Annotated in this window: 18 protein-coding genes, 1 pseudogene and 1 riboswitch; of the genes and pseudogenes, 6 read left to right on the forward strand and 13 right to left on the reverse strand. The window is 60.4% G+C overall.

All coding sequences use genetic code 11. From position 1 onward, the window contains the following. The first annotated feature begins 445 nt into the window (after positions 1 to 445). The 3 genes and pseudogenes from J2Y91_RS19415 (at position 446) to lplA (ending at position 3,622) form a co-directional block, all read left to right on the forward strand. Positions 446 to 1,415, forward strand: a pseudogene (locus J2Y91_RS19415) (GlxA family transcriptional regulator). A 77-nt stretch (positions 1,416 to 1,492) separates the two neighbouring features. After that, a complete protein-coding gene (gene gap, locus J2Y91_RS19420; RefSeq protein WP_133623627.1) occupies positions 1,493 to 2,503 on the forward strand; it encodes a type I glyceraldehyde-3-phosphate dehydrogenase in 1,011 nt (336 codons plus the stop codon). Positions 2,504 to 2,605: 102 nt separating this feature from the next. After that, positions 2,606 to 3,622, forward strand: a complete 1,017-nt coding sequence (gene lplA / locus J2Y91_RS19425; RefSeq protein WP_133623626.1) for a lipoate--protein ligase — start codon at positions 2,606 to 2,608, stop codon at positions 3,620 to 3,622. Positions 3,623 to 3,712: 90 nt separating this feature from the next. Here lplA and uca read toward each other — a convergent pair whose 3' ends face one another. The 6 genes from uca to J2Y91_RS19455 form a co-directional block, all read right to left on the reverse strand. Further along, positions 3,713 to 7,309 carry an urea carboxylase gene (gene uca / locus J2Y91_RS19430; RefSeq protein ID WP_253539169.1) on the reverse strand — a complete coding sequence of 1,199 codons (3,597 nt, stop codon included), beginning with the start codon at positions 7,307 to 7,309 and terminating at the stop codon, positions 3,713 to 3,715. A gap of 89 nt (positions 7,310 to 7,398) precedes the next feature. Then, positions 7,399 to 8,034, reverse strand: a complete 636-nt coding sequence (locus tag J2Y91_RS19435; protein WP_133623624.1) for an urea amidolyase associated protein UAAP2 — start codon at positions 8,032 to 8,034, stop codon at positions 7,399 to 7,401. Beyond that, positions 8,034 to 8,753, reverse strand: coding sequence for an urea amidolyase associated protein UAAP1 (locus tag J2Y91_RS19440; RefSeq protein WP_133623623.1), 720 nt, complete (start codon positions 8,751 to 8,753; stop codon positions 8,034 to 8,036). The genes J2Y91_RS19435 and J2Y91_RS19440 overlap by 1 nt, the downstream gene beginning before the upstream one ends. Next, positions 8,737 to 9,555 carry an ABC transporter ATP-binding protein gene (locus J2Y91_RS19445; RefSeq protein ID WP_133623622.1) on the reverse strand — a complete coding sequence of 273 codons (819 nt, stop codon included), beginning with the start codon at positions 9,553 to 9,555 and terminating at the stop codon, positions 8,737 to 8,739. Before J2Y91_RS19445 ends, J2Y91_RS19440 begins: the two co-directional genes overlap by 17 nt. Continuing rightward, positions 9,552 to 10,367, reverse strand: coding sequence for an ABC transporter permease (locus J2Y91_RS19450; RefSeq protein ID WP_099753843.1), 816 nt, complete (start codon positions 10,365 to 10,367; stop codon positions 9,552 to 9,554). Before J2Y91_RS19450 ends, J2Y91_RS19445 begins: the two co-directional genes overlap by 4 nt. A gap of 23 nt (positions 10,368 to 10,390) precedes the next feature. Beyond that, positions 10,391 to 11,449, reverse strand: coding sequence for a putative urea ABC transporter substrate-binding protein (locus tag J2Y91_RS19455; protein ID WP_133623620.1), 1,059 nt, complete (start codon positions 11,447 to 11,449; stop codon positions 10,391 to 10,393). 52 nt (positions 11,450 to 11,501) lie between these two features. After that, positions 11,502 to 11,601: riboswitch (guanidine-I (ykkC/yxkD leader) on the reverse strand. 358 nt (positions 11,602 to 11,959) lie between these two features. Here J2Y91_RS19455 and J2Y91_RS19460 point away from each other — a divergent pair. Continuing rightward, positions 11,960 to 13,240, forward strand: a complete 1,281-nt coding sequence (locus tag J2Y91_RS19460) for an MFS transporter (RefSeq protein ID WP_133623619.1) — start codon at positions 11,960 to 11,962, stop codon at positions 13,238 to 13,240. 108 nt (positions 13,241 to 13,348) lie between these two features. On the opposite strand, the gene J2Y91_RS19465 is transcribed toward J2Y91_RS19460, so the two are convergent. From J2Y91_RS19465 to J2Y91_RS19475, 3 genes are all read right to left on the reverse strand, one after another. Then, a complete protein-coding gene (locus J2Y91_RS19465) occupies positions 13,349 to 14,536 on the reverse strand; it encodes an aminotransferase-like domain-containing protein (RefSeq protein ID WP_133623618.1) in 1,188 nt (395 codons plus the stop codon). Between the two features lie 98 nt (positions 14,537 to 14,634). Further along, positions 14,635 to 15,942, reverse strand: coding sequence for a cytosine permease (locus J2Y91_RS19470; protein ID WP_133623617.1), 1,308 nt, complete (start codon positions 15,940 to 15,942; stop codon positions 14,635 to 14,637). Positions 15,943 to 15,951: 9 nt separating this feature from the next. Continuing rightward, entirely contained in the window at positions 15,952 to 17,397 is a 1,446-nt protein-coding gene (locus tag J2Y91_RS19475; protein ID WP_133623616.1) for an amidase, read from the reverse strand. 360 nt (positions 17,398 to 17,757) lie between these two features. Between J2Y91_RS19475 and ssp4 the strand changes: the two genes are divergently transcribed. Beyond that, a complete protein-coding gene (ssp4, locus tag J2Y91_RS19480; protein WP_133623615.1) occupies positions 17,758 to 18,723 on the forward strand; it encodes an Ssp4 family T6SS effector in 966 nt (321 codons plus the stop codon). 16 nt (positions 18,724 to 18,739) lie between these two features. Continuing rightward, positions 18,740 to 19,327 carry a hypothetical protein gene (locus J2Y91_RS19485; RefSeq protein ID WP_133623614.1) on the forward strand — a complete coding sequence of 196 codons (588 nt, stop codon included), beginning with the start codon at positions 18,740 to 18,742 and terminating at the stop codon, positions 19,325 to 19,327. 67 nt (positions 19,328 to 19,394) lie between these two features. On the opposite strand, the gene J2Y91_RS19490 is transcribed toward J2Y91_RS19485, so the two are convergent. The 4 genes from J2Y91_RS19490 to J2Y91_RS19505 form a co-directional block, all read right to left on the reverse strand. After that, complete coding sequence (locus tag J2Y91_RS19490) at positions 19,395 to 20,624, reverse strand: MFS transporter (protein ID WP_133623613.1); 1,230 nt, start codon at positions 20,622 to 20,624, stop codon at positions 19,395 to 19,397. Positions 20,625 to 20,735: 111 nt separating this feature from the next. Then, positions 20,736 to 22,052, reverse strand: coding sequence for a PQQ-dependent sugar dehydrogenase (locus J2Y91_RS19495; protein WP_048917988.1), 1,317 nt, complete (start codon positions 22,050 to 22,052; stop codon positions 20,736 to 20,738). A 10-nt stretch (positions 22,053 to 22,062) separates the two neighbouring features. Then, positions 22,063 to 22,491: a DUF2231 domain-containing protein gene (locus J2Y91_RS19500; RefSeq protein ID WP_099753838.1), complete on the reverse strand. Its 429-nt coding sequence runs from the start codon at positions 22,489 to 22,491 to the stop codon at positions 22,063 to 22,065. A 103-nt stretch (positions 22,492 to 22,594) separates the two neighbouring features. Beyond that, positions 22,595 to 23,914, reverse strand: a complete 1,320-nt coding sequence (locus J2Y91_RS19505) for a CitMHS family transporter (protein ID WP_099753837.1) — start codon at positions 23,912 to 23,914, stop codon at positions 22,595 to 22,597. Positions 23,915 to 23,956 lie beyond the last annotated feature (42 nt).

Here is a 23,956-nt window from a genome sequence, read left to right on the forward strand (position 1 = left end):
TATGTAAACGGGCTGACCGAAAAAGAGGGTCAGCCCCTACGGGTAATTATCATCGGGCACATCAACCGTGGGGCCGACCGCTGCTCTGGTCGGCCCTTATGTAAACGGGCTGACCGAAAAAGAGGGTCAGCCCCTACGGGTAATTATCATCGGGCACATCAACCGTGGGGCCGACCGCTGTTCTGGTCGGCCCTTATGTAAACGGGCTGACCGAAAAAGAGGGTCAGCCCCTACGGGTAATTATCATCGGGCACATCAACCGTAGGGGCCGACCGCTGTTCTGGTCGGCCCTTATATAAACGGGCTGACCGAAAAAGAGGGTCAGCCCCTACGGGTAATTATCATCGGGCACATCAACCGTAGGGGCCGACCGCTGTTCTGGTCGGCCCTTAATTTCCCCTACCGCCCCATTGACTTAATCTGTATACATCGTACATTTACCGCCATGCACACTTTCCTGATCATCGTCCCCGATGGGGGCATGCTGTTTGAATCCGCAGGGGTCGCCGACATTCTGATGCAGGCTAACCGCCTGCGCGCGCGCCGACGCTTTTTATCACATCACCGTGGCCACCACGCAGCCGCACCGGGTGATCCACGGCCAGTCCGGGCTGAACCTGCTGGCCGACCAGCGCCTGCTCGATCTCGACCCGGGTGAGCAGCGCGATACCATAATGGTGACCGGGCGCGGATTAACCGAGGAGGAAAATGCCGGGGTAGCTGACTGGCTGCGCCTGGCGGCACCGCACGCCGGGCGCGTGACATCCGTGTGCGGCGGCGCGATGCTGCTGGCGCAGGCGGGCCTGCTGGAAGGACGGCGTGCCACCACCCACTGGCGGCTGATGGAGGCCCTGCAAACCCGCTTCCCGAACGTCAGCGTGCAAAATGGCCCGCTGTACGTGCAGGATGGCACGGTCTGGACCTCCGGCGGGGTCAGCTCCGGTTTTGACCTCACGCTGGCGCTGGTGGAAGACGACCTCGGATTTGACCTGGCGCGCTGCGTAGCGCAGGACCTGGTGATGTATCTGCGCCGCCCCGGCGGCCAGGCCCAGTTCAGCCGCTACCTGCTGAACCAGGCCGCCGATGGCCCGATTGCCGGGCTGCAAAGCTGGATGGCGGCTAACCTGAGCGCAGATCTGTCGGTGCAGAGCCTGGCAGAACGGGTGGCAATGAGCCCGCGCAACTTCACCCGGGTATTTACCCGTGAAACCGCCATCAGCCCGGCAAAGTATGTTGAGGAGCTGCGTTTAAGCGCGGCACGGCAGCGGCTGGAGCAGACCCGCGACGGCGTTGAACAGATTGCCTGCCTGTGTGGCTTTGGCAGCGCGCTCAATCTACGCCGGGTGATGGAGCGCAATCTGCACGTCACGCCGGGTGAATACCGTCAGCGCTTCGCCATGCGCACAATGGCGTAAATTGATCTATATTTGTCATTTACGCCATTCAGAACCCAGTCCAGACTGAACTCATTACTCATAATAAGGAGTTCACCATGGTAAACGTCGGTATTAACGGCTTCGGCAGAATCGGACGTAACGTGCTGCGCGCCGCGCTTGGGCGCAGTGATTTTCAGGTAGTGGCGATCAACGACCTCACCGACAGTAAAACCCTTGCCCACCTGCTGAAATATGACTCGCTCTCCGGCACGCTGCCCGTCCCTGTGGAAGCGGGCGACGGCGAACTGTGGGTTGACGGCCAACGTATTCAGGTCTTTTCCCAGCGCGACCCGGCGACCATTCCGTGGAGCAGCGCCGCAGTGGATATCGTGATCGAGGCCACCGGTTTCTTCACCGATAAAGCGCAGGCCGAAGTACATATCACCCACGGCGGCGCCAAACGGGTGATCATCTCTGCCCCGGCAAAAGGCGACGACCTCACCATCGTAATGGGCGTTAACCACCAGCAGTACCACCCGGCGCTGCATAAAGTGGTCAGTAACGGCAGCTGTACCACCAATGGGCTGGCTCCGGCGGCGCAGGTACTGCATCAGCACTTCGGCATTAAGCACGGACTGATGAACACCACGCACGCCTACACGAATAGCCAGGCCCTGCACGACCAGCCTGAGAAAGATTTGCGCGGCGCGCGTGCCGCCGCCGAGTCCATCGTCCCCTATTCCAGCGGCGCGGCGAAGGCGATTGGCAAGGTGATCCCGGAACTTGATGGCCGCATGACCGGCTACTCGCTGCGCGTCCCGGTGCCGGTGGTGTCGATCGTTGACCTGACGGTGAATCTGGATCGTGACGTGACGGTGGAGGAAGTCAATACCGCATTCCGCCAGGCGGCGGAGTCCGGCCCGCTCAAAGATATTCTCGGCTACAGCGAGGAGCCGCTGGTCTCCAGCGACTATCGCGGCGACGCGCGTTCCTCGGTAATTGACGCCCTCTCAACGCTGGTGATTGGGGGCAACATGGTGAAAATCCTCGCCTGGTACGACAACGAATGGGGCTTCTCTAATCGCCTGGTGGATCTTGCGCTGCTGATGGAACAGCGCGGCCTGTAACCCCATCTGAATCACTAAGAGCATCATAATGATGCTCTTTTTTTTTCTTAAGCTTCATGGTGGTATGATGCCTGCGCCGCTGAACACTCCATGGAGTCATTAATGTCCACACTGCGTTTGCTGTTATCCGATTCTTACGATCCCTGGTTTAACCTGGCCGTTGAGGAGTGCATTTTTCGCCAGATGCCCGCCACCCAGCGCGTGCTGTTCCTGTGGCGCAATGCCGAAACGGTGGTGATTGGCCGCTCGCAGAACCCGTGGAAAGAGTGCAACACGCGCAGAATGGAAGAGGACAATATTCGCCTGGCGCGGCGCAGCAGCGGCGGCGGCGCGGTGTTTCATGACCTCGGCAACTGCTGCTTTACCTTTATGGCCGGCAAGCCGGAGTACGATAAAAGCGTATCCACGGCGATTATCCTCAACGCGCTTAACGCGCTGGGTATCCCGGCGGAAGCATCAGGACGTAATGACCTGGTGGTGAATACCGCCGACGGGCTGCGTAAAATTTCCGGCTCTGCCTATCATGAGACCCACGATCGCGGCTTCCACCACGGCACCATCCTGCTTAACGCTGACCTGTCGCGGCTGGCAGACTACCTCAACCCGGATGTGAAAAAACTGCAGGCCAAGGGCATTACCTCGGTGCGCTCGCGCGTGGCGAACCTGGAAGAGCTGGTGCCCGGAATTAGCTTTGAGCAGATCTGTGGCGCGGTGACGGAGGCATTCTTTAGCCACTTTGCCGAACAGTGCCAGCCGGAGATGATTTCACCGAGCGCACTGCCCGACCTGCCGGGCTTTGCAGAGCAGTTTGCTAAACAGAGCAGCTGGCAGTGGAATTTTGGTCAGGCTCCGCACTTCCAGCATCTGCTGGATACGCGTTTTAGCTGGGGCGGCGTGGAGGTCCACTTTGACGTTGAGCGTGGAAAGATTAGCCGCTGCCAGATATTTAGCGACAGCCTGAACCCGGCGCCGTTAGAGCAGCTGGAGCAGGCGTTAAATGGCGTGGAGTATCGCCCGCAGGCGCTCGGCCAGCAGGTGGCGTTGCTGACAGCGGCGTTTCCCGACCAGCAGACAGAGTTGGCACAGCTGCAGGCGTGGCTGGTCAGCAGCGTTAGATAAACCGGGCGGACCAAAAAAGAAGGTCCGCCCCTACAGGTGATTGCTGCTGTAGGGGGCGACCTTTTTCCGGTCGCCCCTTGCTGGATAATGTTAACTTTCCAGCACCACCACGCACTGCCCGGCGCGCACCGCGGAGCCGGGCTGGACGCGCACCTCGCTGATAATGCCGTCGCACGGTGCCAGCAGCGGGATCTCCATCTTCATTGCCTCGATAATCACCAGCACGTCGCCCTGCTTCACCGCGTCGCCCGGCTGGAACTTCACCTGCCACAGATTGCCGGCAATTGCGCTCTCCACCGCCTGCTGCCCGGCCTGCAGCGGCTCGTCATCCGGCGCGGCGCTAGCCTCCTCCTGGCTATCGAAATGGGCCTGACCGCTGGCGATCCAGCGTTCGCGTTCGGCGTTAAATGCCGACTGCTGGTGGGTGCGGAAGACGTCAATGCCCGTGCTTTCGCGCTGTAAAAACTGCTGATAGTCGGCCAGCGCCAGCTCGGTGTGCTCAATGCGCAGCGGATAGCGCCCCAGCGGGAAATCACGACGGATAACCTGCAGCTCGTCGGCGGAGACCGGATAGAACTTTATCTGGTCGAAGAAGCGCAGCAGCCAGGGTTTGCCGTTGAAATCGGCGACCTCACGATAGCGGTTCCACATCTGCAGCGTGCGCCCCACAAACTGATAGCCACCCGGCCCCTCCATGCCATAAACGCACAGATACGCCCCGCCGATCCCCACCGAGTTCTCCGCAGTCCAGGTGCGCGCCGGATTATACTTGGTGGTGACCAGCCGGTGGCGCGGATCGAGCGGCGTGGCGACCGGAGCGCCAAGGTAGACATCGCCCAGCCCCATGACCAGATAGCTGGCGGCAAACACCGTTTTGTAGACCTCATCAATATCCGCCAGGTCGTTGATGCGGCGAATAAACTCAAGGTTACTCGGGCACCAGGGTGCATCGCGGCGCACGGTGGTCATATATTTATCAATCGCCAGCTGGCAGGCGGGGTCATCCCACGACAGCGGCAGATACACCACGCGCGACGGCACGCGTAGATCCTGCTGCGCACACACCGTGTGCCACAGCCGCCCGACCGTTGCCAGCAGCTCGCTCAGCGGCAGCGCTTCAGGACAATAGTGAACCTGCAGCGAGCGGATGCCGGGCGTCAGGTCGATAACTGCCGGATGGTTAATGGCCTCCAGCGCCTGCATCAGCGCATGAGCGCGAAAACGCAGCACCAGGTCCAGCTCCGGTGCGCCAATCTCCAGCAGTAGATGGGTATCACCGCACAGCCGCGCGACCAGCTGCGTATCACCCGTGCCGCACTCCAGCACCACCGGAGAATTCAGCGGCGCAGGCTGCCAGGTGCAATCAACCGGCGCCAGCGCCTGCAGCTCCGCCTCACGCTCTGCGGCCAGCTGGCGGGCGGTCGCCACATCCACCGCGACAAACTTCAGGCGATCGCCCGCTTTCAGCTGCCCGACCTGCCAGAGATCGGCCTCAATCACCGTCACCGGGCAGACAAATCCGCCCAGGCTCGGGCCGTCGCGCCCGAGGATCACCGGCATATCCCCGGTGAAATCCACCGCGCCGACCGCATACGGATTATCGTGGATATTCGAGGGGTGCAGCCCGGCCTCGCCGCCGCTGTCGCGCACCCACTGCGGTTTTGGCCCAATCAGCCGCACCCCGGTGCGGCTGGAGTTGAAATGCACCTGCCACTCGGTGGCGAAAAACGTCTCAATGTAGCCGACAGTGAAATACTCTGGCGCAGCGTGCGGGCCGTAGATAACCCGCAGCTCGCGCAGCGCGGGCAGATCGCTGCACAGCGCGTCAGGCAGTGCCTCTCCGGCGCGCGCATCGCGCAGTTCGCTCAGATGCAGCACGTCACCCGTAAGCAGCGCGCGCCCCGCATGGCCGCCGAACTGCCCGAGGGTAAAGGTGCTTTTACTGCCGAGGTACTCCGGCACGGCGATCCCGCCGCGCAGGCAGAGATAGCTGCGCACGCCGCGGCCAGCGATGGTGCCGAGAGTTAAGGTGCTGCCCGCCGCGATCGCGAAGGTCTGATTCATCGCCAGCGGCTGGCCGTCAAGCGTGAGCGGGATCGCCGCCCCCGTCACCACCGCCACGCTGGCCGTATTGAAGCGCAGCGTTGGGCCGCTCATGGTGATCTCCAGCGCGGCCGCCGTCGGGTCGTTATCCAGCAGGCGGTTGCCCAGGCGTAAAGCGCGGTCGTCCATCGGGCCGGACGGCGGCACGCCCACCGCCCAGTAGCCAAGGCGGCCCGGGAAGTCCTGCACGGTGGTTTGCGTTCCGGCGCTCAGCACCTCAACGGTGGTGGCGCGGTAGTGCAGCTGCTCAAGGCAGCGCGTCCACGGCGAGCCGCTGGTGAACGGCTGCGACGCGAGGATCTGCTGCAGGTACTGGCGGTTAGTCTCAACGCCGTACAGGCGGGTTTCTCCCAGAGCCTGGCTGAGCGCTGCTGTCGCCTGTTCGCGGCTGGGGGCAAAGGCGATAACCTTCGCCAGCAGCGGGTCGAAGAATGGCGGGATCTCACAGCCGGACTCTACCCAGCGGTCAATGCGCAGCTGTTTACCGTCGGCTGGTGGGAAAAACACCTCGGTCAGCAAACCGGGCGAAGGCTGGAACTGGCGGCCAGGGTCTTCGGCGTAGACGCGCGCCTGAATCGCATGGCCCTGCGGTGACAGTGTCACGCCAAGTTCTGCCAGCGGCGGTAGATCCCCGGCCGCAAGAGCGATCATCCAGCGCACCAGATCCACGCCCCACACCTGCTCGGTAACGCCGTGCTCTACCTGAAGACGGGTATTGACCTCGAGGAAGTAAAACTGTTCGGCGGCGCTGTCGTAGACAAACTCAACGGTTCCGGCGCTGCGGTAGCTGACCGCCTTCGCCAGCTTGATGGCGGCGGCACAGAGCGCATCGGCCATGCCCTGTGGAAGATTGGGTGCCGGCGTCTCTTCAATCACCTTCTGATTGCGGCGCTGCACCGAGCAGTCGCGCACGCCGAGCGCAATCACCTCACCCTCGCCGTCACCGAAAATCTGCACCTCAAGGTGGCGGGCGCGCTCGATATACTTCTCGATAAACACGCCCTCATCGCTAAAGTTGTTCTGCCCGAGGCGCTTTACCGCCTCAAACGCTTCGCTCAGTTCAGCCGCGCTGTAGCAGACGCGCATGCCGATGCCCCCCCCGCCCGCGGTGCTTTTCAGCATCACCGGGTAGCCGACCCGTTCGGCGGCCATCAGCGCAGCGGCAATACTCTCCAGCAGCTCCGTCCCCTCCAGCAGCGGCACCTGATGCTGTTTCGCCAGCGCACGTGCGGTGTGCTTCAGGCCGAAGAGGCGCAGCTGCTGTGGCGTCGGGCCGATAAAGGCGATGCCGGCGGATTCACAGGCTTCGGCGAAGGCGGCGTTTTCCGAGAGAAAACCGTAGCCGGGATGGATGGCCTCTGCGCCGCTGGCGCGTGCCGCCGCGAGGATCTTCTCCACCACCAGATAGGTGTTGGCCGCCGGGCCATCGCCAAGGCTGACCGCTTCATCGGCCTCGCGTATGTGCAGGCTGCTGGCATCGGCTTCGGCAAACACCGCCACGCCGCTGACGTTCATTGCGCGCAGCGAGCGTAGAATTCGGCACGCAATCGCGCCACGGTTAGCAATCAGCAATTTTTTAAACATAGGGCAGACTCACACCAGGGCGGGCCGTCCCGCCAGTCTTCAGGCCGCCCGGGGTCGTCCCCGGGGGAAATCTCAGGATTTTCGGCGGCTCAGTTCCACACCAGCACTTCGGCGGCGGTCGGGTTCCAGCCGTTGCACGGGTTGTTAAGCTGCGGACAGTTGGAGATCAGCACAATCACGTCGCATTCGGCGCGCAGCTCGACATATTTCCCGGCGGCGGAGATGCCGTCTGCAAAGGTCAGCCCGCCCTCCGGCGTCACCGGCACGTTCATAAAGAAGTTGATGTTGGCGGCGATGTCGCGCTTGTGCAGGCGGCCATCGTGGATGCAGGCGCAGAGGAAGTTATCGCGGCAGCTGTGCATGTAGCGCTTATCGGCGTGATAGCGTACGGTATTGCTCTCCTGGGCGCAGGCACCGCCAAGGGTGTCGTGGCGCCCGCAGGTGTCGGCAACAATGGTCAGCAGCGGGTTGCCAAGGTTGGAGTAAAGCACGCTGCCGCTGGTCAGGTAGGCGTTATTCTGGCGGCGCAGCGTGCGCTGGGCGTCATAGCGCTCGCGCGGGTTGGCAGTGCTGTAAAACAGCGTATCAACGGCCTGATTGCCCTCCAGATCGTGCAGGCGCACGGTCTGCCCCTTCTTCACTTCAAACAGATAGGGTTCACCCGCCGGAATGGTGTGGCGCAATACGGCATCGCTGGCCTGCTTAGCGCTGGTGATTAAGGTCATCAGACGGCTCCTGTCACGTTAAAGCGTTCAATATTCTGCAAGGCGCGCAGATTCTCCGGGCGCAAGGTTTTACACCCTTCCAGCATCTGTTCATCTTGGGCATCTCGCAGTGCCAGCTGCACCGGGCGCGGCGCATAGTGCGGGTTCGGGTCCATCGGGTGCTGCAGCGCGGTGAGCACCACCAGCGTATTCATCGGGGCGTACAGCTCAACCACACTGCCCGGCGCGGAGTGGTTCTGATGAAACCGGAAGCTGCCCGCTTCATCAACGCTCACCTTACTGAACAGGTTAAGCACCATCAGCAGGTCTTCCAGCCGCAGGTCCCACTTGCCCAGCTCCACCAGCAGATTATCGCTGCCGTTGCGGTAGAAGCCGTTGCGCAGCTCCTGATAGCGGCCGTCGCCGTATTTCTCTGCCACTTCTGCCGCATTCAGCACGCCGCCAAAGCTGTCGTGCCAGCCGCAGGTATCGGTCACGATGGCCGCCAGCACGCGCCCCATATCTGAGTAGAGGCAGTGCCCGGCGGTCAGTCTGGCGGTGTGCTGCCCTTTCAGCGTATCCGGCAGGTTCAGGCGTTCACTTTTCTCATCGGCATTCAGCAGCATCAGGCTGACGTTGGCGCCGCCTTCAAGATCGGTAAGGCGCAGTAGCTGGCCCTTTTTTATCACCAGTGAGGTGTGGCCGCCGCCGGGTAAGGTCTCTTCATAGAGGTGCGTCATGGGAAATCTCCTGAGTGGATGGGTGGGCGAAAGCCGTTGGGTGCATCAGCACTTCAGCGGGCTGACGGCGCTGCCGCAGTCGGGTTTCGTTCAGCGGCAGGTCATAAGTAATGCGTGCGCCCCAGGCGTTGGGTTCGTGCGGGTCAATGCGCACTTTGTCGAACACCAGCAGGCGCGTGCCGAGGTTAAAGCCCTCCGACAGGTCGTGCGTCACCATAAACACCGTCAGCGCGGTTTCCTGCCACAGCTCCAGCAGCAGGCTGTGCATATCCTTACGGATGCCGGGATCGAGCGCGCCGAAAGGCTCATCGAGCAGCAGAATGCGCGGCTGCATGATGAACGCCTGGGCGATCGCCAGCCGCTGCTGCATGCCGCCGGAGAGCTGCGCCGGATATTTCTTTAACGCATGCCCCAGCCCCACGCGCTCCAGCATCGCGGCCGCCTGCTGGCGCGCCGCCTGCTTACGCCTGCCGAACAGCCGGCCACAGATGCGCGCAGCGGGCAGCTCCAGCCCGATGGCAACGTTATCCAGCACGTTAAGGTGTGGAAAGACCGAATAGCGCTGAAACACCACGCCGCGGCTGGCGTCCGGTTCCGCAGGCAGGGTTTCGCCCTGTAGCGTGATGCTGCCGCGGCTTGGCTTCTCCTGGCCCAGCAGCAGGCGCAGGAAGGTTGATTTACCGCAGCCGGAGGCACCGACCATGGTGCAGAACTCCCCTTCGTTGATGCTCAGGTTGAGGTTCTCCAGCACCACGTGGTTGCCATACTCCTGCCAGATGTTGTTGATGTTGATAAAGCTCATGATTTCTCTCCCTGGGCCCACGGGAAGCACCAGCGGTTAAGGCGGCGCAGGCCAAGATCCATCAGCCAGGCCAGCAGCGTGATCCAGAACACATAAGGCAGGATCACATCCATCGCCATATAGCGGCGCACGAGGAAAATGCGGTAGCCCAGCCCGGCAGTTGAGGAGATCGCCTCCGCGGAGATCAGGAACAGCCACGCGGAACCCAGCAGCAGGCGCAGCGAGGTCAGGAGCCGGGTCAGCAGCTGTGGCAGCACCACGCGCAGCACCACCGTCCAGCTATTGGCCCCCAGCGTCTGCGCTTTAATCAGGATCTCCTGCGGGATCTCCCGCGCCCGCTGTTCAAGGTCGCGCGCCAGCATCGGCGTAATGCCAATGACGATCAGCATGATTTTCGACAGCTCATCGAGTCCGAAGACGATAAACAGCACCGGCAGGATAGCCAGCGGAGGCACCATCGATAGCACGGTCATAAACGACGACAGCGGCGAGCGCCACATTGGAAACACTCCGGCGGCAATGCCGAAGGCCAGTCCTAGCAGCGAGGCGATGCCCAGCCCCAGCAGCAGGCGGCCAAGACTGACGGCGGTATCCATCCACAGCAGATAGTCGCCGCTGCGCTTGTCCGGGGTGAACGCCATGCGCTGCACCGCGTCGATCATCTGCCCGAGTCCTGGCAGCAGTTTGTCGTGCGGGTTGGCATCCAGCCGCACGGCGGAGCCGATGAAATAGGCGGCGATCGCCAGAATAAACGGCAGCAGCACCAGCATCAGATGCATGCCTCTGTCGGGATGACGATTCATTTGCCGCATGGCGTTGGCTCCTCTGTGTGGGGTTATAGCTTGCCGTCGGCGGCCATCTTCAGGTAGCTGTCGTCGAAGCGCAGTTTGACGTTGCTGCTGTCGCCCTGGGTGACGTTGCCGGGGAAGCGCATGCCGATAAAGTCAGCACTCTGCGCGCCGTCGCCAAGCAGCCCTTTCTCAAATGAGAAGCGGGCCACGCGCTGCATGGTTTTCGCCAGTTCGGCATCGCTAATGAATTTCAGGTTGTCGGCGGGGGTGTAAAACAGGTGGGTGGTTTTCAGCTGCGCCTGGTAGCCTTTCAGATCAGTGCCGGAAGCGGCTGCCATTGCATTCAGGGCATCGGTATCGCCCGCTTTCATTTTGCTCATCATCTCGTACCAGGCCCCGGTCAGGGCTTTGCCAAGCGCCGGGTTATCCTTCAGCACGTCACTGTTGACTACCATCATATCGATCAGCTCGCCCGGCACCTGCGAGGACTCAAATACTTCCGTGGTATCCGGCGTGGCTTTGATAGCGGAGAGCTGAGGGTTCCAGGCCACGGCCGCCTGCACGCTGCTGGTGGCAAACGCCGAGACGATATCAGCATCAGAGGTGTTTACCACCGTGACATCTTTCTCGGCCAGGCCCGCTTTCTCCAGCCCGCGCACCAGCAGATAGTGTGATACCGACAGTTCCGGCAGGTAGACCTTCATCCCTTTCAGATCGTTGAGGGTCTTGCCCTTGCCTTTCAGCACGATGCCGTCATTGCCCTCAGAGTAGCTACCGAGGATCAGCGCGGTACTGTCAACGCCCCCGGCGGCAGGAATGGTCAGCGCATCCATGTTGGTCATGGTGCAGCCATCAAACTGCCCGGCGGTGTACTGGTTAATGGATTCGATATAGTCGTTAAGCTGGGTGACGTGGATTTTAATGCCATATTTAGCCGCCCACTTGTCGATGATGCCGGAGGTGGCGATCTGGCCCCACGGCATCCAGCCGGCGTAAATGGTCCAGCAGACGTTGAACTCTTTTTTGGCGGCCGCCTGTGAGGGAATGCTGGCCAGCGCGGTGACGCTGAGAAGGCAAATGCTGAGGATGTGAGAAAGTTTCATTGTAACCTCGGTTTGACGGAAAAAGGGGCAGCGCGACACCTGTGGTGTTGCTGTCTCCCGGGCTTTTCTCCCGCCGTGTAACCCCAACCGAGGTCGCCAGCTCTCGGACCAGTCATCCACCTGCGTGGACCGGAACCCTAGCCTGCTATTGTGTTCAGTTATCTGTGTAACGCTGCTGCTGCCATTAACTGAGCAAGAGTTGTGCCAGCTTTTAAAGTGCCAGTAATCAATGAACTGGCGTTTTCGCAGGTTTTACGCGTTCCGCTTTGGGGCATCATTTTCTGGCAGGCTGCATCAGCGCGGTGCAGGCTTCAGGGACGGCCATGCCCGTCCCCTACGAAAAATGAGCGCGGTGCATGCGTCAGGACGGGCATGCCCGTCCACTACGAAAATCAGCGCGGTGCAGGCGTCAGGACGGGCATGCCCGTCCCCTACCAAAACTCGCTTGCCCGACGGGAAGCGGGTAACTACCCTTGATCTACTCTGTTTTCCCGGAAGGTAAAAATAACAATGACAAAGCCTGAGCAGTTAAGAAAGAAAGCGCTGGTGGCGAGCGCGGTGGGTAACTTTATTGAGTGGTATGAGTTTGCCGTGTACGGCTTTCTGGCCACGGTGATTGCGCAGAACTTCTTTACGCTTCAGGGCGAATCGGCGATGACGGGTATCATCCTGACCTGGGCTTCTTTTGCCGTTGCCTTCTTCTTCCGTCCGCTCGGGGCGATTATCTTTGGCCGCATCGGCGACAGAATCGGCCGCAAGCCGACGCTGGTTGCGGTGTTGATCCTGATGACGCTGGCGACCGCCGCGATCGGTTTCGTGCCGGTTTATGCCTCGATTGGCGTCGCCGCCCCGCTGCTGCTGACCCTGTTACGCATCCTTCAGGGGCTGTTCGCCGGCGGCGAGTACGGCGGCGCCGTCTCCCTGATGACGGAGTTTGCCCCCAAGGGCAAGCGCGGGCTGTATGGCGCCTGGCAATCCCTGACCGTGGCGTTTGGCCTGCTGGCGGGTGCGGGGGTGGTCGCCACGCTCTCGGCCGTGATGAGCCCGGAGTCACTGCATGCCTGGGGCTGGCGCATCCCCTTTATCAGCGCGCTGCCGATGGGGCTGGTCGCACTCTGGCTGCGTATGCAGCTGGAAGAGACGCCGACCTTTAGCAATACGCAGCGTGCAGCCAACCCACCCACGGCAGCGCGCAGCGGGCTGGTGCTGAGCGTCATTCTGCTGGGTATCGGCCGCGTTATGGTGTGGTCGGCGGCGGGTTATACCTACCTGGTGGTGATGCCCACCTACCTGCAGTCGGTGCTGCATACCGGGCTGAATCAGGCGCTGGTTATCGCGGTGCTGTCGAATATCGGCTTCGCCCTCACCATCCTGCCTGCCGGCATACTCAGCGACCGCATCGGCCGCAAACCGGTGATGATTGCGGCCAGCGTGCTGCTGCTGGTGTGCGCGTGGCCGCTGCTGAAGGTATTGCAGATGCCGGATATTGGCCTGCTGGTGAAATGCCTGATCGTGCTGTTTGCCGGGGCGATGGTCGGCATGCTTGCCGGTCCCGGGCCTGCCATGCTGGCGGAAATGTTCCCCACCCACGTACGCTATACCGGGCTGGGGCTGGCTTACTCCCTCTCCAATGCGCTGTTTTCCGGCTGTGCAGGCCTGATTATCAGCGGGCTGATTAAGCAGACCGGCAACAACGATATCCCGGCTTACTATGTGATTGTGACTGCGGCCATCAGCATTCTGGCGCTGATGAGCCTGCGGCGCGACGATCATCTGCGTTCGCTGGAGTAATCGCCAGCGGGTCAGGCATGCCTTACCCCGGTAAACAGGTGCCGGCGTCGTAGGGGGCGGGCATGCCCGACCCGCTCGCCTCCTAAAAACCCCCCTCTCCGGTAGTGGTTAAAGATGCTGTTTCAGCACCTTTCCGAGGGTCGCAATCCCTTTAACTATGTTCTCGTCGCTGTGCGTCGAGTAGCTGAAGCGGGCGAAGTTATGGCGCTGCAGCGTGGGGAAGAAACTCCCGCCCGGCACATAGGCGACTTTCGCCTCGGGTATCGCATGGTGCAGCATAAACTGCGCGGTATCGATCCCTTGCGGGAACTCCAGCCAGGTAAACAGGCCACCGTCGGGGTTGGTGAAGCTGATGGTCTGCGGAAAGTGCGCCTTGATCGCCGCCAGCATGGTCTCTTTCTTACGCAGATAGCGTGCTTTGATGGTCTGGATATGCTCGTCGATGTCATGACGCTCCAGATACAGCGACACCGCCGCCATATTCAGCGTGCTGCACTGCGTGTCGGCGGCCAGCTTCAGCAGGCCGAGCTTCTCGGTGATCTCTTTCGATGCCACCGACCAGCCCAGGCGCAGGCCCGGTGCCAGAATTTTCGAGAAGCTGCCGAAATAGATCACCCGCCCTTCACTATCCATGCTTTTCAGCGTGGCGACTTTCTCGCCCTGATAGCGCACTTCACGGTACGGTGAATCTTCGAGGATAATGAAGTCGTACTGATTAGCGAGCGCGATCAGATGGCGGCGGCGCGCCAGCGACAGCGTGATACCGGTCGGATTATGGAAATCCGGTACGGTATAAATGAATTTGATACGCTTTCCGGCCTGCAGCTCGGCTTCCAGCACCTCGGTCATCATGCCCTGCTCGTCCATCGGCACGGCCAGATACTCAGGCTGGCAAGTGTTGAAGGCCAGCAGCGCACCCAGGAAGGTCGGCGCTTCGGTGGCAACGATATCGCCCGGGTTCAGCAGCAGGCGCGCCGCCAGGTCCAGCCCCTGCTGGCTGCCCTGTAAGATCAGCACATTGTCGTCGCTGCAGGCGAGGCCTTCGCGTGCCATGCGGCTGGCGATCTGCTCGCGCAGCTTTGGCATGCCGGTCGAGTGAGTGTACTGCAAAGAGACTTCGCCAGGTCCGGAGAGCAGCTCGGCGTAGATATCCTGCAACGCCTGCGCCGGGAACAGGCTGGAGTCCGGGTAACCGCCGCCAAAGGAAATAATGGAAGGGTCTGCCCCTAACTGTAATAACTGTCTGATTGCTGAAGGCTTGACCAGCTCCATTCTGTCGGCGTAACGCGTGCTCATTAAGTATTCCCTGCGATGTTTTTTATTGGAAATCCACGTTATGAGAGTGAGTAAGTTATGTCAATAAAGGGCCGGGCAAAAAAACTCGGCCCCTGCCGCTATGCCTGGATTGCGACCTTGTTATCCGCCGTGCGCGCCATTCCGATCTTCATCAACACCAGATAGCCGACCGCACCCGCCACCAGCCCGATCGTCGCTTCGCCAAACTGCGGAAACCAGATATGCGCAGCCACCGCACACAGGCTGCCGAACGCCCAGCCGGCAAAGGCGCTGCCGCGAATACGCTGATTTTTACGCTGGCCGCTGAGGCGCGACATAAGGATCAGGTCAACAATCATCACCGCACCAAACGGCGGCACCACCACGCCGAGCAGACTGAGCCACTCCAGGAAGTAGTGCCACACTCCGGCCAGCGCCAGCGCACCGCCCGCCGCACCGAGGATCAGGGTCCAGATGCGCATTTTGCTGCTGAAGATATGGCTAAAGGCCACCGCGCCGTTGTACAGGCAGTGGGTACACACCGAGCCAAGGTTGATAAAGACAAACAGGCAGGCCACGGTGCTGAGCAGCACGCCGTGCCCCATCAGCAGCGGCAGGAAGTTGCCGCCGTTGTTGAGCGGATCCACCGCTGCGCCCAGCGCCACAATCACCACGCCAAACAGGTAGGAGATGCCATTGGCCAGTGGAAACGCGGAGAACGCGGCAAATACGGCGGATCTGCCGTTTTTCGACCAGCGGGTAAAGTCTGCCGTCATGGTGCCGGAGTCGGCAAAACCGGCCACAACCATCGTCACGGCGGTACCCAGCGTCATGCCGCCCGCTACGCTGGCGCTGCCTTTAAACTCAGTGACAGTGCTGAAGTCATGATTTTCTGACACCAGCCACAGTGCCACCAGCCCGAGCACCACATACAGCGGCGCCGCGATCATTCCCAGCACCGACAGCGCGCGCACGCCGAGGAAAGTGATGGCGGTATAAAGCACCATGGCAAACGCCGTTACTGCCAGCGCATTCCAGCCAAAGGTCTGGTTGATCACCAGCCCGGTCAGCCCGGTCTGGAAGGCGTACCAGCCGATCACCACGATGGAGAGAAACCCGGACACCAGAATATAGCCATGGGTACCGAAAGTCCGTTTTGCCTGCAGCGCAAAGTTCATTCCGCTATTGCCGGCAAACCAGCTCAGCGCACCGACATAGGCAAACAGCACCAGGTTGCCGAGCAGGATAGCGATAATTGCCGGCCAGAAACCGAGGTGCCAGGTAATGATGCCGCCGAACAGCGCGTTGGTGAGGATCATCGGGAAGCCAAACCACACCGCCGAGACGGAGCGCGTAGAGTGACGATGGCTGAGCGGAACCGGCTGGTGCTCAAATTCCTGATGCAGACTGTCTGATGATTTTTTCACGGGTGTTCCTCAGAGTTCAGGCGCGAACCGCGCAGGTTGGTGGTGTTTCCACGGCTGGAGACGTTCAAACGCGGCGCTGGCGGCCAGCACGCGGGCATCGTCGAGATGGCGGCCAACGATCTGCAGCCCGACCGGCAGCCCTTCGGCGGTAAATCCGCACGGCACCGAGGCAGCAGGCTGGCCGCTGAAGTTGAACGGGAAGCAGAATGACAGCCAGTGATCGCTGCTCACCCGGCGGCCGTTAATCTCTTCCGGCCCCTGCATCCCCAGCGGGAATGGCGGTGTGGCCAGCGTGGGGGTAATCAGCAGGTCGTAGCCCTGCATAAAGCGCCACAGCGTATTCACCAGCCTCTTGCGCGCCGTCATGGCATCGGTAAATTCGGCGGCCTGCCACGGTCGTTGCAGCATGGCAACCAGATGCGCGGCCATCTGCCCGCCAAACTCAGGCAGCTGCGCGCGCATGCCGCTCAGGTCGGTTTCCAGCGCGACTATGGCGCGAAATGACTCAACCTGGTCGCCAAATGGCGGGTCGACGAGCTCCACCGTGCAGCCGAGGTCATCGGCAAAGCGCTGGGCGGCGCGGCTGACCAGCGCTCTGACCTGCGGGTCGAGCGCCACAAAACCAAAGTCCGCGCTGAAGGCTACGCGTAGCCCGCGCACTGGATGGCGTAACGAACCGAGCCACTCCACGTCGCTGCAGGGAATCGAGTGGCGATCGCGCATATCCGGTCCCGCCATCACCGACATCATCAGCGCCGCATCGCGCACGCTGCGCGTCATCGGGCCAATGTGCTCCAGCGACTCCCAGCTTGAGACCCCGGGATAGCGATCGTCGCGGCAGCCGGGCCACAGCGGCACGCGCCCCATCGACGGTTTAAAACCGTAAACCCCGCAGTGCGCCGCCGGGATACGTACCGACCCGCCGCCGTCGCTGCCGAGCGCCAGCGGGCACAGTCTTGCAGCCAGCGCCGCCCCGGACCCGGCGCTGGAGCCGCCGGGCGTCTTGCTGAGATCCCACGGATTGCGCGGCGCGGGAAACAGCAGGTTGTCCCCCACGCCGCTGTAGCCGAACTCCGGCGCGGTGGTTTTCCCCAGCATTACCGCTCCGGCGGCCATCAGGCGCTCAACGCAGATATCATCTTCATCCGGCACGAAATCGCGATAGATAGCCGAGCCGGAAGTGGTTTTTACCCCGGCGGTGGAGATCAGGTCTTTTACCGCCAGCGGCACCCCGGCCAGCGGCGGCAGCGTTTCACCACGCGCACGCCGGGCATCTACCGCCGCGGCCTGCGCCATTGCCCGCTCAGGCGTCGGCGTACAGAACGCGTGAATCTGCCCGTCGCGGCTCTCCATGCGCTCAAGCGCAGCGCGGGTAATCTCCAGCGCTGAGACTTCGCCGTGGCGAATATGCGCCGCCAGATTGGTCGCATCGCCATCCAGTAAATCGTCAAACATATTTCACCCCACCCTGATTGCTAGCACTTAGGCTATCACTGCATAAAGCGGGCCAGATATGGGTAGATCAGGGAAATCGTTGCTGAAGAGGCGCCGGGATAGGTTGCGGGATACAAGTTGGAATACTCAGCGCGTGAGTCAGAACAGGAGTTGCACAAAAATAAGGCGGGATTGCACTGCGGTAGCCACTGCCTGGGAGGCATCACCAATTTTTTTACATTGCATTTTTTAACGCTGCCATGATAAAAAGCGCCAATTGCATTAATAAAACTTACCAATATGATACCCTGACGGATTCATATTCGCTGATAACGAGTTTGCCTGATGTTCTTAAACCTCATGGAATGATGGAGTAAAGCTATGTTTTATCCTGGTCAGCAATCCCCAGATTCAAGTTTGCCTGGTTATGATTTGGCTCGCCGGCTTGGTCATCAGGCCGGTGCAGATTTCGACTTTAAGAAGCTTGCCGATAAACTCGACTGCACCCGCAACTTTTACCATGTCGGAATTATTTTTGATGATGGCCGCCAGCGATGGTTAGTCCGCCCCTCAAAACGCATTGCTGATGTTAATCAGAGCACGGTCAGCCATGTAGTAATCAGCAAAGTCCCAGACATGTCACAGTCGCATGCCCAAAAAGCGGTTGTTAATACGCTTTCAACCCCTTCACTGGCAACGGAAATTACGTCTACTGGCTTCGCCTGTGGTGCAATGTTAGTTACGCTGGTTATGGCCTTTGGTGCTGGTGCAGCCGTTCCTTTTACTGCTGGTGGTACCGGCATTATCGCGGCGATCAGTATGGCTGGTGCACTGGCCACTGGCGCGCAATGCATGATTGGTGCGGGTAGACTGCTTGCAATGGGCACTAATCATGGTACAGATGTCGCCTGGCTGGACAGTCAGGACTGGTACGTTGCCACCAGTACAATTCTTGATGTGATATCTCTTGCTGCTGCTGGGGTAGCATTGAAGGGAACCCTGGAAACCTACCGATTAATGAAAGCGGCCTCATCTGGTAAGGCTGTTGAGTGGTTTAAAAATTTGAGTCGGGCGGAAAGAAAACGCATTACTGAAGAAATTATAAAAGCACAAAACCCCGGCATATCGAGTTCGGGAGTAAAGGCAGCGATTCGCGCTGGTGTCTATCCCAAACGTTTCCCCAGCGAGTCGCTGCAAAAATCGTTACAGAATGAACTGATCAATGCGGTAACTAATGCTTCTGCATTCGCCGGGAGTTCATTAACCGGAACCATTCGTAATCCGCATAATTTATCTCAGACTGGGCGCTATGTTGTGGGTATCATTCAATCCTTTACGCCAAATTAACCTGCGGGATAATAGTATGTTTCAGCAACTTCTCCAGCGCCTGCAGCATTGCAATCAGGTGAGTGCGCGTATTGGGCATGCCAGCCACACAGAGTTGCAGCAGTTAAAAGAGCAGCTTTCAGAACAGATGGGAAAACCTGTTGGATGGCACACAATGGGTTTACCTGCGGCTATCAGCACTTTGGGAATCATTCTGAGTTTCGCTATCCCCCAGCTGTGGCTGGGCTATATCGTAATGACGGGGTTAAATCTCCCCCCGCAGCAGGTGTTTATCTGGGTAGTGTTAACTTCGTTGATCTTTGCTGCTGCCAATGCAGTGACGATGTTTACGATCGGCAAAGGCAGTATTACAGCGGTCAAAATGCACCTGGCACTCTCCGCCATTAGCCTGATGCTGGCCAGTGCGTATTTAATCTGTTCTCTTGTCGCGGCAGTGACCAGCAGTTATTGGGCTGGTTCCAGCGTGGCGGCAGCCATTACCGGGGGCGTAATGTGGTTAATTAGCGCCGGCTGTATCCGTTCGACCGCATTTTATCAAATGCTGCTGTTTGCACTGCATAACCGCGTGTGGCGACAGTTAATGCAGGTTAGCCGCAGCCATTAGGTTAGACCACTGCGAAGGCTCTCAGGGGCAGGTCCTGGTAGGGGTCGGGCATGCCCGACCCGAAGGCTTATGAATTCTCCAGCTTCTGCCGCCGCCTCAAATGCGGGAACAGCGTCATCCACACCGCGACCACCACCAGGGTGCCGACGCCACCGAGCACCGCAGCAGGCACCGCGCCCATCATTGCTGCCAGCAGGCCGGATTCAAACTCCCCGAGCTGGTTTGAGGTATTAATAAAGATACTGTTGACCGCATTGGCGCGCCCGCGCATATCATCCGGGGTGTCGAGCTGCACCAGCGCCCCGCGGATCACCATGCTGACCATATCAAAACCGCCGAGCGCGGCCAGCGCCAGCAGCGAGAGCCACAGCTGGCTGGAGAGCGCAAACACCAGCGTAGCAACGCCGAACCCGGCTACGGAACCAAACATAATCATGCCGACATTCTTCTCCAGCTTGTTACGGCTGAGCCAGACGCCCACCAGCAGCGCGCCAACCGACGGTGCGCCGCGCAGCATCCCCAGCCCCCACGGCCCGGTATGCAGAATATCTTTGGCAAAAATTGGCAGCAGCGCAGTGGCGCCGCCCAGCAGCACGGCAAACAGGTCGAGCGAGATCACGCCCAGCACGTCGCGGCGCTCGCGGATGAACTTCACCCCGGCAAACAGCGTTTTGATATTCGCGGGCAGACGCGGCTGCGCGGCGCGGATAAAGCGGATGCGGCTGACCATAATAATCGACAGCAGGTAAAACGCCGCGGCCACCGTATACACCACCTCTGGTCCGGCAACATACAGCAGCCCGCCGAGAGTCGGGCCGAGGATCACCGCGCTTTGCCCGCTCACCGCCCCCGCTGCCGTGGCGCGCGCCAGCATCGCAGGCGGCACCAGCGAGGGCAGCATCGACTGCATTGCCGGGCCTTCAATCGCCTTCGCCATCGAGATAAGAAACACCAGTCCCCACAGCGCGTGCTGAGTCGACCAGTGATTAAAGGTCAGCAGCACCAGCGCCAGCAGCGCGCCCCACTCCATGAGCTGCCCGCACAGCACAATACGGCGGCGATCGTACTGGTCGGCCATATGCCCGGCCGGCAGCGCCAGCAGCACCGACGGCAGAAACTGCATCAGGCCAATCATCCCCAGCGCCATTGCACTGTGGGTGATAGCGTAGATCTGCCAGCTGACCGCCACGGAGAACATCTGAAAACCGAAGGAAGAGAAGGTGCGCGCCAGCCAGAAAGCGACAAAGGCGCGTTGATGCAGCAGCGAACCATCCGCTGCTGGTGCAGGTGAACTCATAGCGATTCCGAATCTTATTGTCAGGTTTTGTAATGTTGACAATAAAATAGCCCAATCAGCACGGTGCGGCGATGAGAATAATCACCAGCGCACTCGCCCTGACTGCACGCTTTACTGCGCGGCGGTGACGCGCCAGACGGTGTCTCCGGCATCGTCGGCGATCAGCAGTGCCCCCTGCTGGTCCATCGCCAGCCCAACCGGCAGGCCGTGCACCTGCTTATGATCGTCGCTGAGGAACCCGGTCACCACCGGCTGCGGCAGGCCAACCGGCTTGCCGTTCTCAAAGGCGACGTACGCCACGCGATAGCCGTTGAGCGGGTCGCGGTCCCAGCTTCCGTGTTCGCTGATAAACGCCCCGCCGTGATACTGCGCAGGCAGACTGTTGCCGGTGTAGAACCACAGGCCAAGCGGCGCGACGTGCGAGCTGAGCGCATAATCCGGCTTCACGGCTTTCGCTACCAGATCCGGGCGCGGCGGCTGTGCACGCTTATCAACATGCTGACCAAAATAGCTGTATGGCCAGCCGTAGAACGCCCCTTCATTCACCGAGGTCAGATAATCTGGCACCAGGTCTGCGCCAATTTCATCGCGCTCGTTGACCACCGCCCACAATTTTCCGGTTTGTGGCTCCCACTGTAATCCGGTCGGATTGCGTAGCCCGCTGGCATAAATACGGCTGGCGCCGCTGGCCGCATCCACTTCCAGCACTGCCGCCCGCCGATACTCGGCCCCGATGCCGTTTTCGGTGATATTACTGTTAGAACCCACGCCGACATAAAGCTTGCTGCCGTCCGGGCTGGCGAGCAGCGATTTGGTCCAGTGGTGATTGATCGGGCCGCCCGGTAGCTCGGTCAGCTCGGTTCCCGGCGCCTCAATGCGCGTTTGTCCGCTCTGGTACGGATACTTCATCAGGCTGTCGGCGTTCGCCACATACAGCGTATTACCGACCAGCTGCACGCCAAACGGCGAGTGCAGCCCCTCAAGGAAAACATGCTTCTCCCAGGTTTTACCGTCGCCGCTGCTGTTACGCAGCAGGGTAATACGGTTGCCACCTGCTCCCCCCTTACCGGAAGACTGCTGCACAATGCCCATAATCAGCTGCTTCGGTCGGCTGGTGGGTTTCGCCGGGCCGTTAGCCTCCACCACCAGAATATCGTTATTCGGCAGCACGTACAGCTGGCGCGGATGCTGCAGACCGCTGGCAATTTTGGCAATTTGCAGCCCCTGTGCCACCTGCGGCTTCTCATCGCCCTTCCAGCCGACGCCCTGCGGCACGCGCATCGGCGGCATCAGGAAGTTCTGCGCCTCCGGCAGCACCGGATCGGCGCCCACCTGCTGATTCGGGTCCATTGTTGAAGCGCCATCGCATCCGGCGAGCATCAGCGCTGCCGACAGCGCCAGCAGAGGGAAAACGTGTTGATTTTTCATCTTTTTCTCCTCAGTGTCGCGCGCGCAGGCGCAGAGCAAGCTGAACATTGCCAATCAGCAGCAGCAGGACGGTCAGGGTCGAGAGGATCGCCCCAAGCGGCACCACCGCGTAGCCGTCACGGCTGTGAATAAAGGCATTGAAGATCGCCAGCACCACCGCCAGCAGGTTAAGCCAGAAGTCCGTGCGGTAAGCCCCCGCACGCAGCGGTGCCCGCCCGACCCAGACTTGAAATAAATTAATCAGTCGCGGAACCACGGCAATCAGCAGGCCAAAGACGATCAGCCAGCTGGCGCCCTGGGTCCAGAACTGTTCAAAGCTGTAAACGTAGATGATGTCGAAGATCCAGGCCGCAACGAAACAGCCGAGTGGAATGGGATTCAGCAGCTGATACAGCGCCAGTGCCAGCGTTGACTGCCGTAAGGTGCCAGTTTCGGACATAACAAACCCTCCAGAGAAATAAGGCGGGCGGCAAAACCATCCGCCGCCCGCGACACTGCAAAGTTTAGTTAGTGTTATGAATATTTGTAACTTTTGTTAAAGATCACCCCGCCTGATGGAAGAACGGGAACGCACCGGTGATCAGTCCGCCGACCATCAGCATCAGGCTGACCAGGATCCCCCACTTAATCGCAAAGCGCTGGTGGTCACCAATATCCACCTTCGCCAGCCCTACCAGCAGGTAGACTGATGGCACCAGCGGGCTGAGCAGATGGAACGGCTGGCCGACAATCGATGCGCGTGCAATTTCCTCAGCGGAGATGCCATAGCTGGCTGCCGTCTGGGCGATCACCGGCAGGATGCCGAAATAGAAAGCATCGTTCGACATAAAGAAGGTAAACGGCAGGCTGACCAGCGCGGTAAACACCGCCAGATAAGGGCCGAAGCTGTGTGGGATCACCGCCAGCAGGCTCTTCGCCATCGCATCGACCATTCCGGTGCCGGAGAGGATGCCGGTAAATATCCCGGCGGCGAAAATCAGCGAGGTTACCGCCAGCACGTTACCCGCATGGGCGCTGATGCGCGCTTTCTGCTGCTCCAGCGTCGGGTAGTTGAGCATCACCGCCACGGCGAAGGCCAGCATAAACAGGATCTGAATCGGCAGCAGGCCCACCACCAGCAGTACCAGCAGCACCGTGGTCAGGATCAGGTTGGGCCAGAACATTTTCGGGCGGCGGTTGGCGGCGCACTCTTCGGCATCCCCCAGCCCCAGCTCAATATTTTCCAGATGATGGTCGCTGATTTTCATTACCCCGAGGCGTTTACGCTCCTGCAGGCCAAACAGCACCGCCATGCCGACCAGCGTCACGCAGGCGATAAACATCGCAGGCAGCATCGGGATGAAGATGTCCAGCGCATCAATGCGTAGCGCCGCCGCGGCACGGGCGGTAGGGCCGCCCCACGGCGAGAGGTTCATAATACCGCTGGCGAGGTTGACCAGGCAGGTCATCGCCAGCACGTTCATTCCCAGCTTGCGGTACAGCGGTAAAAACGCCGCGATGGCGATCATATAGGTTGTCGAGCTGTCGCCGTCCAGTGAGACCAGCAGCGTCAGGATAGCCGTGCCGACCAGCACCTTCAGCGGATCCCCGCGCACCAGCCTGAGAATAAAGCGCACCAGCGGGTCGAACAGCCCGGCATCAATCATCAGGCCAAAGTAGAGAATGGAAAAGGTCAGCATCACGCCGGTGGGTGCCAGCGTCTTCACCCCATCGAGCATCATGGCGCCCAGGCCATGGTAAAAACCGCCTGCCAGCGCAAACAGGGTCGGGATCAGGATCAGTGCAATCAGTGCCGACATGCGCTTGGTCATGATCAGGTACATGAAACAGACAACCATCGAAAAACCCAATATGGTCAGCAAGGTAACTCCCCTCTTTAAGCGGTATGAAAGGTGATAAATTGG

Source organism: Erwinia aphidicola (assembly GCF_024169515.1).
Lineage (GTDB): Bacteria > Pseudomonadota > Gammaproteobacteria > Enterobacterales > Enterobacteriaceae > Erwinia > Erwinia aphidicola.